This window comes from Hydrogenophaga sp. LT287 (assembly GCF_055702805.1).
This window is the reverse complement of sequence record NZ_JBVPZC010000003.1, coordinates 140,930-153,526: the sequence shown is the minus strand read 5'-3', so window position 1 is coordinate 153,526 and position 12,597 is coordinate 140,930. Positions and strand designations below refer to the sequence as shown.

Sequence of the window (12,597 nt, the reverse complement as noted above, 5' to 3'; positions counted from 1 at the left end):
TATTTGATGGCCAAGACCGTCGCAGACGTGATGCAAATGGTGAAAGACAACGACGTCAAGTTTGTTGACTTCCGTTTCACCGACACCCGTGGCAAACAGCAGCACACCACGGTGCCTGTTTCGCATTTTGACGAAGAGAAGTTCAACTCCGGTCACGCTTTTGACGGCTCCTCGATCGCTGGCTGGAAGGGTATTGAAGCCTCGGACATGCAGCTGGTGCCGGACCCCAGCACCGCCAACATCGATCCGTTCTTCGAAGAAACCACGCTGATCCTGACCTGCGACGTGATTGAGCCTGCCGATGGCAAGGCCTACGAGCGCGATCCGCGCTCTATCGCCAAGCGCGCCGAGGCTTACCTCAAGTCTTCCGGCCTGGGCGACACGGCATTCTTTGGACCAGAGCCAGAATTCTTCATTTTTGACGGCGTCCGCTGGAGCACCGAACCTGGCCACACCTTCTACGAAATTGAAGAGTACGAAGCCCCTTGGAACACCGGCTCCAAGCTCGAAGGCGGCAACCGCGGCCACCGCCCCACCGTCAAGGGCGGCTATTTCCCCGTGCCCCCCGTCGACAGCACGCAAGACATGCGCGCCGAGATGTCCCTGATCCTCGAGTCGTTGGGCATTCCAGTTGAAGTGTTCCACCACGAAGTGGCGGGCGCTGGCCAAAACGAAATTGGTACCCGTTTCAGCACGCTGGTTGAGCGCGCCGACTGGACCATTCTGCAAAAGTACGTCATTCACAACGTGGCCAATGCCTACGGCAAGACCGCTACTTTCATGCCCAAGCCTTACGCTGGCGACAACGGTAGCGGCATGCATGTGCACCAGTCGGTGTGGAAAGACGGCAAAAACCTGTTTGCTGGCGACGGCTATGCCGGTTTGTCTGACTTTGCCCTGTACTACATCGGCGGCATCATCAAGCACGCCCGTGCCCTGAATGCCATCACCAACCCAGGTACCAACAGCTACCGCCGCCTGGTGCCGCATTTCGAAGCCCCGGTGAAGCTGGCTTACTCGGCCAAAAACCGCTCGGCCTCGATCCGCATTCCTTATGTGGCCAACCCCAAGGGCCGTCGCGTGGAAGCGCGCTTCCCCGATCCACTGATGAACCCCTACCTGGGTTTTGCAGCGCTGCTGATGGCTGGTCTGGATGGCGTGGAAAACAAGATCCACCCCGGCGAAGCGGCCACCAAAGACCTGTACCACCTGCCGCCCGAGGAAGACAAGTTGGTGCCAACCGTGTGCCACAGCCTCGACCAGGCCCTGGAATGCCTGAACCAGGACCGCGCGTTCCTGACCAAAGGCGGCGTGTTCACCGACGCCATGCTGGACGCCTACATCGAGCTCAAGACCACGGAGGTCAACCGCACCCGTGTTGAAGTGGCGCCTGTCGAATACGACATGTACTTCAGCCTGTGAGCGTGGGCCCGGCCTGCGCCGGGACCGCACCACCGCCTTGCAGCGCGCTTGTCGCGCTGTGGGTCAAATACAAAAGGGACGGCACTTGCCGTCCCTTTTTTCATGCCGTGGGCCAAATTGCCCTGGGCTTCGCCTGCTAGGGCACTTTTTAGGGTGTTTTCGGTCATACTGAAATGAGATGCGTGCCTGAGTGCGCGCCTGATTTCCAAGCAACGTGCATCTGGAGCTTTCTTGTTGTTCACCATGAAACCGACCCCCGCCATCCGATGGCTGGCTGCCAGCGCAGCCGCGTTGTGCCTTGTGCAGGCTCAGGCCCAAGAGCGCATTTACCGTTGTGGCAACGAATACACCAACAACGCCGAGGTGGCCAAGAGCCGGGGCTGCACCCTGATGGAGGGCGGCAACATCACCATCGTGCAGGGCACCACCCCCCAGCGCAGCACGGAAACCCGCCCACCCAGCGCCAGCAGCACCCCGCGCAGCACACCGTCCACCTCGCCGGGTCGTACCAGCACCGAGCGTGTGGACTCAGCGGCCCAGCGCGCCCGCGACAGCGATGCCCGGGCCATTCTGGAAGCCGAGTTGCGCAAGGCCGAGGAGCGGCTCGCCCAAGCGCAGAAGGATTACGCCAACGGTGAGCCTGAAAAGCAGGGTATCGAGGGGCGCAACCACCAGCGCTACCTGGACCGCGTGGCCGAACTCAAAGCCGCTGTGGCCCGCGCACAGAGCGATGTGGAGGGTATTCGCCGCGAATTGGGCCGACTCAGCGGCGGCGCAAACCCCCGCGGTTCTGCCGCAAAATAGGTGTCTTGAAAAAGACCACCCCCCCCACCCCCACCCCAGTCGCCCCTTCTTTGGCGCCCGCACCCGCGGCCAGCCCAACAGAAACTCCCTCTGTCCCTGCGGCGCAGCGTTTCCAGTCGCTTGACCTCCTGGCCACCCTGGTGGCGGTGGTGGCGTCCGACGGCTCCGTGCTGTACGCCAACGCCGCGCTGGAAGACGCGCTGGGTATGTCGCGGCGCAGCATCACGGGTGCGCGCCTTCAAGACTGTTTTACCGACCCCCTGCTGCTGCACAACGCCCTCTCCGGCGCGCGGGGCAACGAGTTTGCCGCGCTGCGTTACGACGCCTGGCTCAAGCGCCTGGCCCACGATCCGTTGCCGGTGCACGTGGTGGTGGCGCAGACCGAAACCGCTGGCGAGGTCATTGTGGAGCTGCTGCCGCTGGAGCAGCAGACCCGGCAAGAGCGGGAAGAGCGGCTGATCGACCAGGCCCAGGCCAACAAAGAGCTGATCCGCAACCTGGCGCACGAGATCAAGAACCCGCTGGGTGGCATTCGTGGGGCTGCGCAGTTGCTGCAGATGGAGCTGGAGTCCAAAGAGCTGATCGAGTACACACAGGTCATCATTCATGAGGCCGACCGACTGCAGTCGCTGGTGGACCGCCTGCTGGCACCGCACCGGCGTCCGCATGTGGTGGGCGACGTGAACATTCACGAGGTGTGCGAGCGGGTGCGATCGCTCATCCTGGCCGAGTTTCCCAAGGGTCTGCGCGTGGTGCGTGATTACGACACCTCGATCCCCGAATTTCGCGGCGACCGCGAGCAACTCATTCAGGCGGTGCTGAACATCGCGCACAACGCGGCGCAGGCGCTCTCAGCCAGCATCGCAGCAGGCGAAGGCCAGATCATTTTCAAGACCCGCGTGGGCCGACAAGTGACGTTTGGTAAGCAGCGCTATCGCCTGGCACTGGAATTGCATGTGATCGACAACGGGCCTGGTGTTCCAGACTCGATCAAGGACCGCATTTTTTACCCGCTGGTGTCGGGACGCGATGGCGGTTCGGGACTTGGACTCACGCTGGCGCAAACCTTTGTGCAGCAACACCATGGCCTGATCGAGTGTGAGAGCGTGCCAGGTCGCACGGATTTCAAATTGTTGATTCCGTTGCCTTGACGCCGACAACCACACGCATCGACTGACGAAGGGAAGACATAGACATGAAGCCGATCTGGATAGTGGACGACGACCAATCGATACGCTTCGTGCTGGAGAAAGCCCTGTTGCGCGAAAACCTGCCCACCCGCAGTTTCACCAACCCGCAAGACGTGCTGACGGCGCTGGCCGACACGCCCGAACACGAGGGGCCGCAGATTCTGGTGAGCGACATCCGTATGCCCGGTGGCTCGGGTCTGGACCTTCTGGAGAAGGTCAAGGAAAAGTTGCCGGGTCTGCCGGTCATCATCATGACCGCGTTTTCCGACCTGGACAGCGCGGTCTCGGCGTTCCAGGGCGGCGCGTTTGAGTACCTGCCCAAGCCGTTTGACTTGCCCAAGGCGGTGGAGCTGATCCGGCGTGCGGTGGAAGAAAGCCAGCGCGAAGAAGTGGCCGAAGAACGCATGAGCGCAGCACCCGAAATGCTGGGCCAGGCGCCGGCCATGCAAGATGTGTTTCGTGCCATCGGGCGGCTCAGCCAGAGCCAGGTCACGGTGCTCATCACGGGCGAGTCGGGTTCGGGCAAAGAGCTGGTGGCACGGGCGCTGCACAAGCATTCGCCGCGCGCAGGCGGGCCTTTCGTGGCCATCAACACCGCTGCCATTCCCAAAGACTTGCTGGAGTCGGAACTGTTTGGCCATGAGCGCGGCGCCTTCACCGGCGCCCAGACGATGCGCCGCGGCCGCTTTGAGCAGGCCGACGGCGGCACGCTGTTTCTGGACGAAATTGGTGACATGCCGTTTGACCTGCAGACCCGGCTGCTGCGGGTGCTGTCGGACGGTCATTTCTACCGCGTGGGCGGGCACAGCGCTGTCAAGGCGCAGGTGCGCGTGATTGCTGCCACCCACCAAAACCTGGAGCAGCGCGTCAAGGAGGGCGTGTTTCGCGAAGACTTGTTTCACCGCCTCAACGTGATCCGACTGCGCTTGCCCGCGCTGCGTGAGCGGCGCGAAGACATTCCCATGCTCACGCGCTTCTTTTTGCAGCAAAGCGCCAAGCAGCTCGGTGTGGAGCCCAAGCGCATTTCTGAAGCGGCTTTGCGTCTGCTGGGTACGTTTGACTTTCCGGGCAACGTGCGCCAGCTGGAAAACGTGTGCCACTGGCTCACCGTGATGGCGCCCGCGCAAGTCATTGAACTCAAAGACCTGCCGCCTGAGGTGCTGGCCATGTCCGCCGTTGAAGCCGCTCCCGCCGGTGCGTCTGCGTTGCCGCCTGCGGTGCCCGCAGCGCCTGCACGGCCAGAGCCTGCCGCCGTGGCATTCGCCGCGGCAGCGCCCGTTCCAGTGGCTTCACTGGCCTCGGAAGAGCCGGCTCTGGCCGCCGCAGGGCTGGTTGTGCCACCACGGGATGCTGCGGCGACGGCTTGGGAATCGGGCCTGCAGGCCGAGGCCCTTGCCTTGTTGGAGGAGGGCCGTCCCGATGTCTGGGATGTGCTGACACGCCGCTTCGAGACCCGGCTCATTCAGACCGCCCTAGGCAACACCCGCGGGCGGCGCATTGAGGCGGCCCAGAAGCTGGGCATTGGGCGCAACACCATCACCCGCAAGATTCAGGAACTGAACCTGGAGTAGCAGGTTCCCACCGCGCCACTTCGCGTCACCCCCAAGGGCAGCACCTGTGGCCTGGCAAAGGCGGTTTGACGGTGCTTTGAGCGGCTACCCGCGCTATTCGATTGTGAGTACGACCGGCGCATGGTCGCTGGGGCGCTCGTTTTTGCGAGGAAGCTTGTCAACGGCGCAGGCGGTGGCGCGCACCTTCATCGCTTCGCTGATCAGGATGTGGTCGATGCGCATGCCTCGGTTGCGCCGAAACGCGAATTCGCGGTAGTCCCACCAGCTGTAGTTTTTCTCCGGCTGTGGAAACAGGCGCACCGCATCGGTCAGCCCCAGTCCAACCAAGGCCTGCAGGTGCGTGCGCTCCTCGGTGGTGCAGTGGATGGTCTCTCGCATGCCTTCGGGGTCCCACACATCGGCGTCGTCAAACGTGATGTTGTAGTCGCCCATCAGCACCAGTTGCGGGTGGGCCGCCATCTCGGCGCGCACCCACTCGCGCAGCGCGTCGAGCCAGCGCATTTTGTAGGCAAACTTGTCGCTGCCAGGTGCCTGGCCGTTCGGAAAATAGGCGCCAATCACGCGCACGCCATCGAAAGTGGCGCACAGCACGCGTGACTGCTCGTCCTCAAACCCCGGAATGTTTTTCAGCACATCTTGCGCAGGCAGTTTGCTGATCAGCGCCACGCCGTTGTAGGTTTTTTGGCCGAACCACTGAGCGTGGTAACCCGCGTCGGCAAAGGCCTGTGCGGGGAATTTGTCGTCGGTGAGTTTGAGTTCCTGCAGCGCGAGCACGTCCACCGGGTGGGCAGCGAGCCAGTCGAGCACCTGGGGCAGGCGCACGGTGAGTGAATTGATGTTCCAGGTGGCGAGTTGCATGGGTTCGTGTGGTTTCAGTCTGTGCGGGTGTAGGTGACAAAGGCAAACGACATGCCGTTGGCCGCCACGTGGGTTTCTCTCGCTTGCTCCTGCCAGGCCGCGTCGAGGGTGGGTGCAAAGGCATCGCCCTCAAAGGCCTGGTCAATCTCTGTGATCACGACACTGCTGGCCAGCGGCAGGGCTTGGGCGTAGATCTGCGCGCCGCCAATCACCCAGGCGTCGCTGCCGGGTGGGCAAAGTGCCCGTGCTGCGTCAATGGATGTGGCGTGCAGCGCACCGGCCGCTTGCCAGGCCGGGTCGCGCGACACCACGATGTTGAGCCGGCCCGGCAATGGGCGAAATTTGGGCGGCAGCGAATCCCAGGTTTTGCGCCCCATGATGACCGGGCAACCGAGCGTGGTGCGCTTGAAATGCGCCAAGTCTTCCGGCAGGTGCCAGGGCAGGGCGTTGTCTTTGCCGATCACGCCATTGGCGGCGCGGGCGTAAATGAGGTGCAGGCGGGGGGTGTCGGCGGTCATGGCCTTATTGTGCCGCCCGCTGGCGGGATGGCAGCAGCACGCTGGCAATGGCCACCATCACAAAGCCCATGGCCAGCCAGTCTTGCCAGTGCGGCACTTCGCCCACGATCAGCGTGGCGCTGAGTGTGCCCACCAGCGGGATGGCCATGACGCTCATGGCGCTGGTGGCCGGCGGCAGATTGCGTGCCATGCCAAACCAGATCAGCTGGGCAAAGCCGTAGTTGATGACCACGCCATAAGCCAGGCTCAGCCACATGGGCAGCGAAAAGCGGCTGGGCTGGGGCAGCGGCTCCAGCGAGAGTGCCAGCACCCACACCACCGCACTGCCGAGCAGCAGCATCCACACCGTGACCACCAGGGGCGAGAGGGTGAGGTGGGCGCGGCGAAACATGAGTGTGCCCAGCGCCCACGAAACCGCTGCCCCCAGCATCCAGGCAATGCCGGCGGGTCGCCCGGTCAGGCTCCACAGCTCGTGCCACAGCAGCAGTGCAATGGCCACGCTGACACTGATCACAGCCAGCCGCACGCGTGGCGTGATGCGCTCACCAAAAAAAGCAGCGCCCAGCAGCACGGTGAAGATGGGCATGGTGAAGCCCAGAATGGCGGCCCGGCCCGAGGCCAGTTCTTGCACGCCGAAGATGGACAGCGTGTGCCAGCCCAGCACATTGGGCAGGCCGAGCCAAGCGATGGTCTTCCATTCGCGGCCCACCGGCCACATGCGCTCGCCCTTGGCGGCCACGTACACAAACAACCAGGCTGCTCCCAGCAGCATGGTGCTGGCGCGGAAATACAGCGGTGACAGCTCTTGCAGCGAGAGCTTCATCATGGGCCAGTTAACGCCCCACATGAGCGTGAGGGCGAGCAGCGCCCAGAGCTGGCGGCGGGAGATCACAGAAGTGATCCCCCTGCGCCGCTTCGCGTCACCCCCCAGGGGGCTGAGGGCCGCGGCTCCCAGCCTGCCTGCCCAGGCTGGGACAGCCCGAAGAAGCCTCGACTCAGGCGAGGCTGCGGCCTGCAAGGCGCACTGGCCGTCTGGCAAAGCCAGCTCGGCGTTGCCTCTGGATGGCGACACTTCATGCGTTCCGGGTGGGTGCAACGCACCAGGAAATTAAATCGCAACGGGTGCCTTGATAGACGGGTGGTGCTCGTAGCCGAGCACCTCGAAGTCTTCGTACGCGTAATCAAAAATCGAATCGGGCCTGCGCTTGATGTTGAGCGTCGGGTAGGCGAAGGGCTCGCGGCTCAGCTGCAGCGCCACCTGCTCGTGGTGGTTGCTGTAAATGTGGCAGTCGCCACCGGTCCAGATGAAGTCGCCCACATCCAGATCGCACTGCTGGGCCACCATGTGGGTGAGCAGGGCGTAGCTGGCTATGTTGAAGGGCACACCCAGGAAGATGTCCGCGCTGCGCTGGTAAAGCTGGCAGCTGAGCTTGCCGCGCCCGCCCGGCTCGGTGGCCGGAGCCACATAAAACTGGAAAAAAGCGTGGCAGGGCATGAGCGCCATCTGGCTCAGCTCGGCCACGTTCCACGCGCTCACGATGATGCGGCGCGAATCGGGATTGGTCTTGAGCGTCTGGATGACGTCGGCGATCTGGTCGATGTGGCCTCCGTCGGGCGTGGGCCAGCTGCGCCACTGCACGCCATACACCGGGCCGAGGCTGCCATCGGCACGGGCCCATTCGTCCCAGATGGTGCAGCCGCGTTCCTGCAGCCATTTCACGTTGCTGTCGCCGCGCAAAAACCACAGCAGCTCAACGATGATGGCCTTCAAAAACACCTTCTTGGTGGTCACCAGCGGGAAGCCTTCGTTCAGGTCAAAGCGCATCTGGTGGCCAAAAACACTTTTCGTGCCGGTGCCGGTACGGTCGCCTTTGTCCACGCCCTGGGTGAACACATGGCGCATGAAATCTTCGTATTGGGAGCGAACGGGGCGCGGTGTGTTGCGGTCGGTCATGGGGCTTGCAGGCGGTTCAAACAAGCCACCGATTGTGACGCAATCGGCGCCGGTGGTACCGGGTGAAGGCAGCGCCAACAGCCCTTCAGAGCCGCGGTGGCGTGAGCGGCTTGGTCAGCATGGGTGACGGTGCCGTGATGCGCGGGTCAAACGGGTGCTGCGGCAGGCTGAACACCTCTTGAATACGGCGCAGGTAGCCTTGGGTTTCTTTGAAGGGGGGCACACCGCCATAGCGGTTGACCGCACCTTCCCCGGCGTTGTAGGCAGCCACGGCCAGCGGCACATCGCCTTTGAAGTAGGCCAGCAGCCAGCGCAGGTAAGCCAGGCCGCCGCGGATGTTTTGCTCCGGGTCGAGCGGCTGGCGCACGTTGAAGCGGGCGGCGGTTTCCGGGATCAGCTGCATGAGGCCCTGGGCGTTTTTGTCGGAAATCGCCAGCGGGTCGAAGTTGGATTCGGCCCGGATCACAGCAAACGCCAAGCCTGGGTGGATGCCGTACTGGGGTGCCAGCCGCCGCACGATGGCCATGATGTCCTTTTTCTGCGCACTGTCGATCAGGGTCTTGTAGCGGTTGGTCGCTGCTTCCTGGGCGGCTTGGGTGGCCGCCAGTTCGGCCGCGGCCTGCACCTCGGCTTGGCGCCGGGCTTCTTCGGCCTCGGCCTGCACCGTGCAGGGCGGTTTGGCGGTGTGGCTGCCGACCAGGCTCAGCATATTGCGCGAAACCTCGTCGCCCAGCGCGGCGGCCTGCTGAAAGAGGTGGGCGGCAAACGCGTCGTTGCGCTCCACGCCGCGCCCATTGGTGTAGATCCAGCCCATGCGGTAGAGCGCCAGCACGTCACCCGCCAGCGCGGCCTTGCAATAGAGGTCTAGCGCGGTACCCATGTCGCGCTGCACGCCACTGCCGTGTTCGTAAGCCCGCGCTTGCTCGCGCCAGGCTTGCACCTGCTCGTCAGCGCTGGCCGCAGTGGGCAGTGCCAAGCCCAGCAGCGTGGCAACGCAGTACAGGGAGCGGTGCAGAGAGTTCATAACGGCTGAATGACGCGTCCTGGGTTCAGGGTGTTGTGGGGGTCTAGGGCCATCTTGATGGCCCGCATCAAACCCAAGGCCACGGGGTCCTTGTAGTCGGGCAGCTTGTCCACCTTGAGGCTGCCCACGCCGTGTTCGGCGCTGATGGATCCATGGTAGCGCGCCACGGCGTCAAACACCAGGGTGTTGACGCGTTCTTCCATGGTCTGGAGGAACATCTTTGGGTCGCCATCGACCGGCGCTTGCACGTTGTAGTGCAGGTTGCCATCGCCCAGATGGCCGAAGTTGACCAGCCGCACGCCGGGAATTTCGCGTTGCAGCAGGGCGTCGGTCTCGGCGCAAAAGGCCGGTATCCGCGACACCGGGATGCTGATGTCGTGCTTGATGTTCAGGCCCTCTTCAGACTGGGCCAGGGGGATGCTTTCGCGGATGTGCCAGAGCTGGTGGGCCTGGGCCAGGCTTTCGGCCACCACGGCGTCGGTCACCACGCCTTGTTCCAGGGCCGCTTCCAGCAGCCGTTCAAACTGCGCGCGGGCGTGCGCTTCGGACTCGCTGTCGCTGTTTTCCAGGAGCACGCAGTAGGGTGTTGTGTCCCACAGGGGCACCCGCAGCTGTTTGAAATGGCGGTCCACCAGGCTGAGTGCAAACTGGCCCATGACTTCAAAGCCTGTGAGGCCGGCGCCCAGGTGCTGGTGCGCCAGGCCGAGCAGGGCCACCGCGGCTTCCAGCGACGGGACGGCAGCCCACGCGGTCAACTGGGCGGCCGGAAGGGGGTACAGCTTCATGGTGGCCGCGGTGATGACGCCCAGCGTGCCCTCGCTGCCAATGAACAGGTCGCGCAAGTCGTAGCCGGTGTTGTCTTTGCGCAGGCCGCTCAGCCCGTGCCACACCTCGCCCTGCGCCGTCACCACTTCCAGGCCCAGGCAGAGGTCTCGGGTATTGCCGTAGCGCACCACCTGGGTGCCGCCCGCGTTGGTGCCCAGGTTGCCGCCAATGGTGCAACTGCCTTCGGCCGCCAGCGACAGCGGAAACAAAAAACCGGCCTTTTCGGCGGTTTCCTGCAGGCTTTGCAAAATACAGCCGGCTTCCACCGTCATGGTGAGGTTGGCGGCGTCAAGGCTGCGGACGGCATTCAGACGCGTGAGGCTCAGCACCACCTGGGTGCCGCTGCCGTCGGGCACTGAGCCCACCACCAAGCCGGTGTTGCCCCCTTGCGGCACGATGCTGGTACCCGCAGCCGCACAGGCCCGCACCACAGCGGCCACCTCGGCGGTGTTGCCGGGGCGCACTACCGCCAGGGCCCGGCCCTGGCTGCGTTTGCGCCAGTCTTGTTCCCAGGCGCTCAGGTCGCTGGTGGGGTCTTCGTGCGTGAGCACATGGGCTGCGCCCACCGTGTCGCGCAAGGTGTTGATCAAGGCGTTCATGCTTGTGCGGGCGGCTGGGGCGCCACCGGGTCGGCTGCGGCGTTGGTTTCGGCAGCATGTCGGGCCTTGTCGGCTGCCACGGCTTCGGTGCCCGCTGCGCGCAAACGGATGCGCACGTGCAGGGCGCAGGCCACAAAAAGGGCTACGCACAGCAGCACCTGCACCCCGGCCAGCCAGGCCGACAGGCCGTTGTCGCTCCAGGCGCGCACCGCGCCCTCGGTGAAATACAGCCACACCAGCAAGCTCACCCAGCGGTAGGTGTACATGCGGTTTTTCAGCAGACCGGCCAGTGGCAGCGCCAGCGGCAGGACCTTGATGGCCCACCACGAGCCACCCGGGCGCAGCGGCGCCAGCCAGAGTTCCCAGGCCAGACCGAGCACGATCAGTCCCAAAACGCTGCCCACGGCCAGCCAACGGGTGCCGTTCACCGCATCCGATGGTCGAGGGCTGGCGGGGAGGGCTGTCGTCGTGGTGTTGGGGGATACGTCGGTCATGGCGGGTGCATAGTCAGCCCGAAATGGGCAACTGGCATGATACCGGGATGACCCTGAACGACCGCCTGCGGGCCATGGAGACCTTTCTGCGGGCTTTGTGGCGCGACACGCTGAATTTCCCCTGGCAAAACACCGCTCTCACGCTGCGCGAGCGCTTCCGCGAAGACCGCCTGGGCATCACCGCCAGCAGCCTCACCTTTACCACCACCATTTCACTGGTGCCGCTGTTCACGGTGGCGCTGGCGGTGTTCAGCGCATTCCCCATGTTTGCGCGCCTGCAAGACACGCTGCAGCGCTGGCTGATCCAGAGCCTGGTGCCCGAAAACATTGCCAAACAGGTGTTGAGTTACCTGAACGAGTTTGCCGGCAAGGCGGGGCAAATGGGCTGGGCCGGTGCCCTGGTGCTGCTGGTGACGGCGCTGGCGCTGATCCTGACCATCGACCGCAAACTCAACGACATCTGGCGCGTGCGCCAATCGCGCTCGCTCACTCAGCGCGTGCTGGTGTATTGGGCCTTGCTCACGCTGGGGCCTTTGCTGCTGGCGGGTAGCCTCACCGTTACGTCCTATGCGCTCACGGCTTCGCGTGGTGTGGTGTCCAACCTGCCTGGTGGCGTGCGCTTTTTGCTTGAGTCGGTGCAGCTGGCGCTGGTGACCGGGGGCATTGCTGCGCTGTACCGCTACGTGCCCAACACCCATGTGCGCTGGGCCCATGCCCTGCTGGGGGGCTTGTTTGTGGCCACCGGCCTGGAGCTGGCCAAAAAGGTGCTGGCCTGGTACCTGGCGCAGGTGCCCACGTATTCGGTCGTGTACGGCACCTTCGCCACCGTGCCGATCTTGCTGGTCTGGATTTATGTGGCCTGGGTGATCGTGCTGCTGGGCGCGGTGGTGGCGGCCTACTTGCCCAGCCTGTTGTCGGGCATTGCGCGCCGGGGCGACCAGCCGGGCTGGAACTTTCAGCTCGCGCTGGAGGTGCTGGAGCAACTGCGCCGGGTGCGGGGTGACGCGCAGCGCGGCATGAGCCTGGAGACGCTGGCCCAGGTGCTGCGGGTGGAAGCCTTGCAGCTGGAAGCGCCCGTGGCGGCCCTGGTGCAACTGGATTGGTTGGGACGCCTGGATGAAGATGGTGAGCGCTATGTGCTGCTGATCGATCCGGTGCAGACGCCACTGGCGCCGCTGGTAGAACGCCTGTTGATTGCGCGCCAGGCCAGCACCGCCCGCTTTTGGTTTGAGAGCCGGTGCGCCCAGCTCACCGTGGCGCAGGCCCTGGCCGAGCCGCCTGCCGACACAGCCGTGCCAACCGAGGTGGTGGGGCCGTCGGTCAGCTCGGGTTGAGCGG

12 protein-coding genes are annotated in these 12,597 nt (G+C 64.2%); 5 read left to right on the top strand and 7 right to left on the bottom strand.

Annotation, left to right across the window (positions count from 1 at the left end; translation table 11 throughout):
• Positions 1–6: 6 nt before the first annotated feature.
• The 4 genes from glnA to ntrC all read left to right on the top strand — a co-directional run bounded on the left by glnA (position 7) and on the right by ntrC (position 4,987).
• Positions 7–1,422 (top strand): type I glutamate--ammonia ligase, encoded by a 1,416-nt coding sequence (gene glnA, locus AC0GNR_RS04265; protein WP_472899762.1) that lies wholly within the window; start codon positions 7–9, stop codon positions 1,420–1,422.
• A gap of 243 nt (positions 1,423–1,665) precedes the next feature.
• Positions 1,666–2,226: a hypothetical protein gene (locus AC0GNR_RS04260; RefSeq protein ID WP_472899761.1), complete on the top strand. Its 561-nt coding sequence runs from the start codon at positions 1,666–1,668 to the stop codon at positions 2,224–2,226.
• A gap of 50 nt (positions 2,227–2,276) precedes the next feature.
• Positions 2,277–3,377: a nitrogen regulation protein NR(II) gene (gene glnL, locus AC0GNR_RS04255; protein WP_472899886.1), complete on the top strand. Its 1,101-nt coding sequence runs from the start codon at positions 2,277–2,279 to the stop codon at positions 3,375–3,377.
• 44 nt (positions 3,378–3,421) lie between these two features.
• The gene (gene ntrC, locus AC0GNR_RS04250; RefSeq protein ID WP_472899760.1) at positions 3,422–4,987 is read left to right on the top strand and encodes a nitrogen regulation protein NR(I); all 1,566 of its coding nucleotides are present in this window, start codon (positions 3,422–3,424) and stop codon (positions 4,985–4,987) included.
• Between the two features lie 93 nt (positions 4,988–5,080).
• Here ntrC and AC0GNR_RS04245 read toward each other — a convergent pair whose 3' ends face one another.
• From AC0GNR_RS04245 to AC0GNR_RS04215, 7 genes are all read right to left on the bottom strand, one after another.
• The gene (locus AC0GNR_RS04245) at positions 5,081–5,845 is read right to left on the bottom strand and encodes an exodeoxyribonuclease III (RefSeq protein WP_472899759.1); all 765 of its coding nucleotides are present in this window, start codon (positions 5,843–5,845) and stop codon (positions 5,081–5,083) included.
• A 14-nt stretch (positions 5,846–5,859) separates the two neighbouring features.
• Positions 5,860–6,363, bottom strand: a complete 504-nt coding sequence (locus AC0GNR_RS04240; protein WP_472899758.1) for a dihydrofolate reductase — start codon at positions 6,361–6,363, stop codon at positions 5,860–5,862.
• 4 nt (positions 6,364–6,367) lie between these two features.
• Positions 6,368–7,255 (bottom strand): DMT family transporter, encoded by an 888-nt coding sequence (locus tag AC0GNR_RS04235; protein ID WP_472899757.1) that lies wholly within the window; start codon positions 7,253–7,255, stop codon positions 6,368–6,370.
• Between the two features lie 216 nt (positions 7,256–7,471).
• Positions 7,472–8,317, bottom strand: coding sequence for a thymidylate synthase (locus AC0GNR_RS04230; protein WP_472899756.1), 846 nt, complete (start codon positions 8,315–8,317; stop codon positions 7,472–7,474).
• A gap of 85 nt (positions 8,318–8,402) precedes the next feature.
• The gene (locus AC0GNR_RS04225) at positions 8,403–9,341 is read right to left on the bottom strand and encodes a transglycosylase SLT domain-containing protein (protein WP_472899755.1); all 939 of its coding nucleotides are present in this window, start codon (positions 9,339–9,341) and stop codon (positions 8,403–8,405) included.
• Positions 9,338–10,765 (bottom strand): FAD-binding oxidoreductase, encoded by a 1,428-nt coding sequence (locus AC0GNR_RS04220; RefSeq protein ID WP_472899754.1) that lies wholly within the window; start codon positions 10,763–10,765, stop codon positions 9,338–9,340. Before AC0GNR_RS04220 ends, AC0GNR_RS04225 begins: the two co-directional genes overlap by 4 nt.
• On the bottom strand, positions 10,762–11,259 hold the full coding sequence (locus tag AC0GNR_RS04215) for a DUF2069 domain-containing protein (RefSeq protein WP_472899753.1): 498 nt from the start codon (positions 11,257–11,259) through the stop codon (positions 10,762–10,764). The genes AC0GNR_RS04220 and AC0GNR_RS04215 overlap by 4 nt, the downstream gene beginning before the upstream one ends.
• 47 nt (positions 11,260–11,306) lie before the next feature.
• On the opposite strand from AC0GNR_RS04215, the gene AC0GNR_RS04210 reads away from it, so the two are divergent.
• On the top strand, positions 11,307–12,593 hold the full coding sequence (locus AC0GNR_RS04210; RefSeq protein WP_472899752.1) for a YihY family inner membrane protein: 1,287 nt from the start codon (positions 11,307–11,309) through the stop codon (positions 12,591–12,593).
• The last annotated feature ends 4 nt before the right edge of the window (positions 12,594–12,597 follow it).

What these genes read in the sequence shown, in the direction of transcription:
- glnA (WP_472899762.1), top strand. Translation starts at nt 7, where the DNA reads ATGGCCAAGACCGTCGCAGACGTGATGCAAATGGTGAAAGACAACGAC.
- AC0GNR_RS04260 (WP_472899761.1), top strand. Translation starts at nt 1,666, where the DNA reads ATGAAACCGACCCCCGCCATCCGATGGCTGGCTGCCAGCGCAGCCGCG.
- ntrC (WP_472899760.1), top strand. Translation starts at nt 3,422, where the DNA reads ATGAAGCCGATCTGGATAGTGGACGACGACCAATCGATACGCTTCGTG.
- AC0GNR_RS04245 (WP_472899759.1), bottom strand. Translation starts at nt 5,845, where the DNA reads ATGCAACTCGCCACCTGGAACATCAATTCACTCACCGTGCGCCTGCCC.
- AC0GNR_RS04240 (WP_472899758.1), bottom strand. Translation starts at nt 6,363, where the DNA reads ATGACCGCCGACACCCCCCGCCTGCACCTCATTTACGCCCGCGCCGCC.
- AC0GNR_RS04230 (WP_472899756.1), bottom strand. Translation starts at nt 8,317, where the DNA reads ATGACCGACCGCAACACACCGCGCCCCGTTCGCTCCCAATACGAAGAT.
- AC0GNR_RS04225 (WP_472899755.1), bottom strand. Translation starts at nt 9,341, where the DNA reads ATGAACTCTCTGCACCGCTCCCTGTACTGCGTTGCCACGCTGCTGGGC.
- AC0GNR_RS04220 (WP_472899754.1), bottom strand. Translation starts at nt 10,765, where the DNA reads ATGAACGCCTTGATCAACACCTTGCGCGACACGGTGGGCGCAGCCCAT.
- AC0GNR_RS04215 (WP_472899753.1), bottom strand. Translation starts at nt 11,259, where the DNA reads ATGACCGACGTATCCCCCAACACCACGACGACAGCCCTCCCCGCCAGC.
- AC0GNR_RS04210 (WP_472899752.1), top strand. Translation starts at nt 11,307, where the DNA reads ATGACCCTGAACGACCGCCTGCGGGCCATGGAGACCTTTCTGCGGGCT.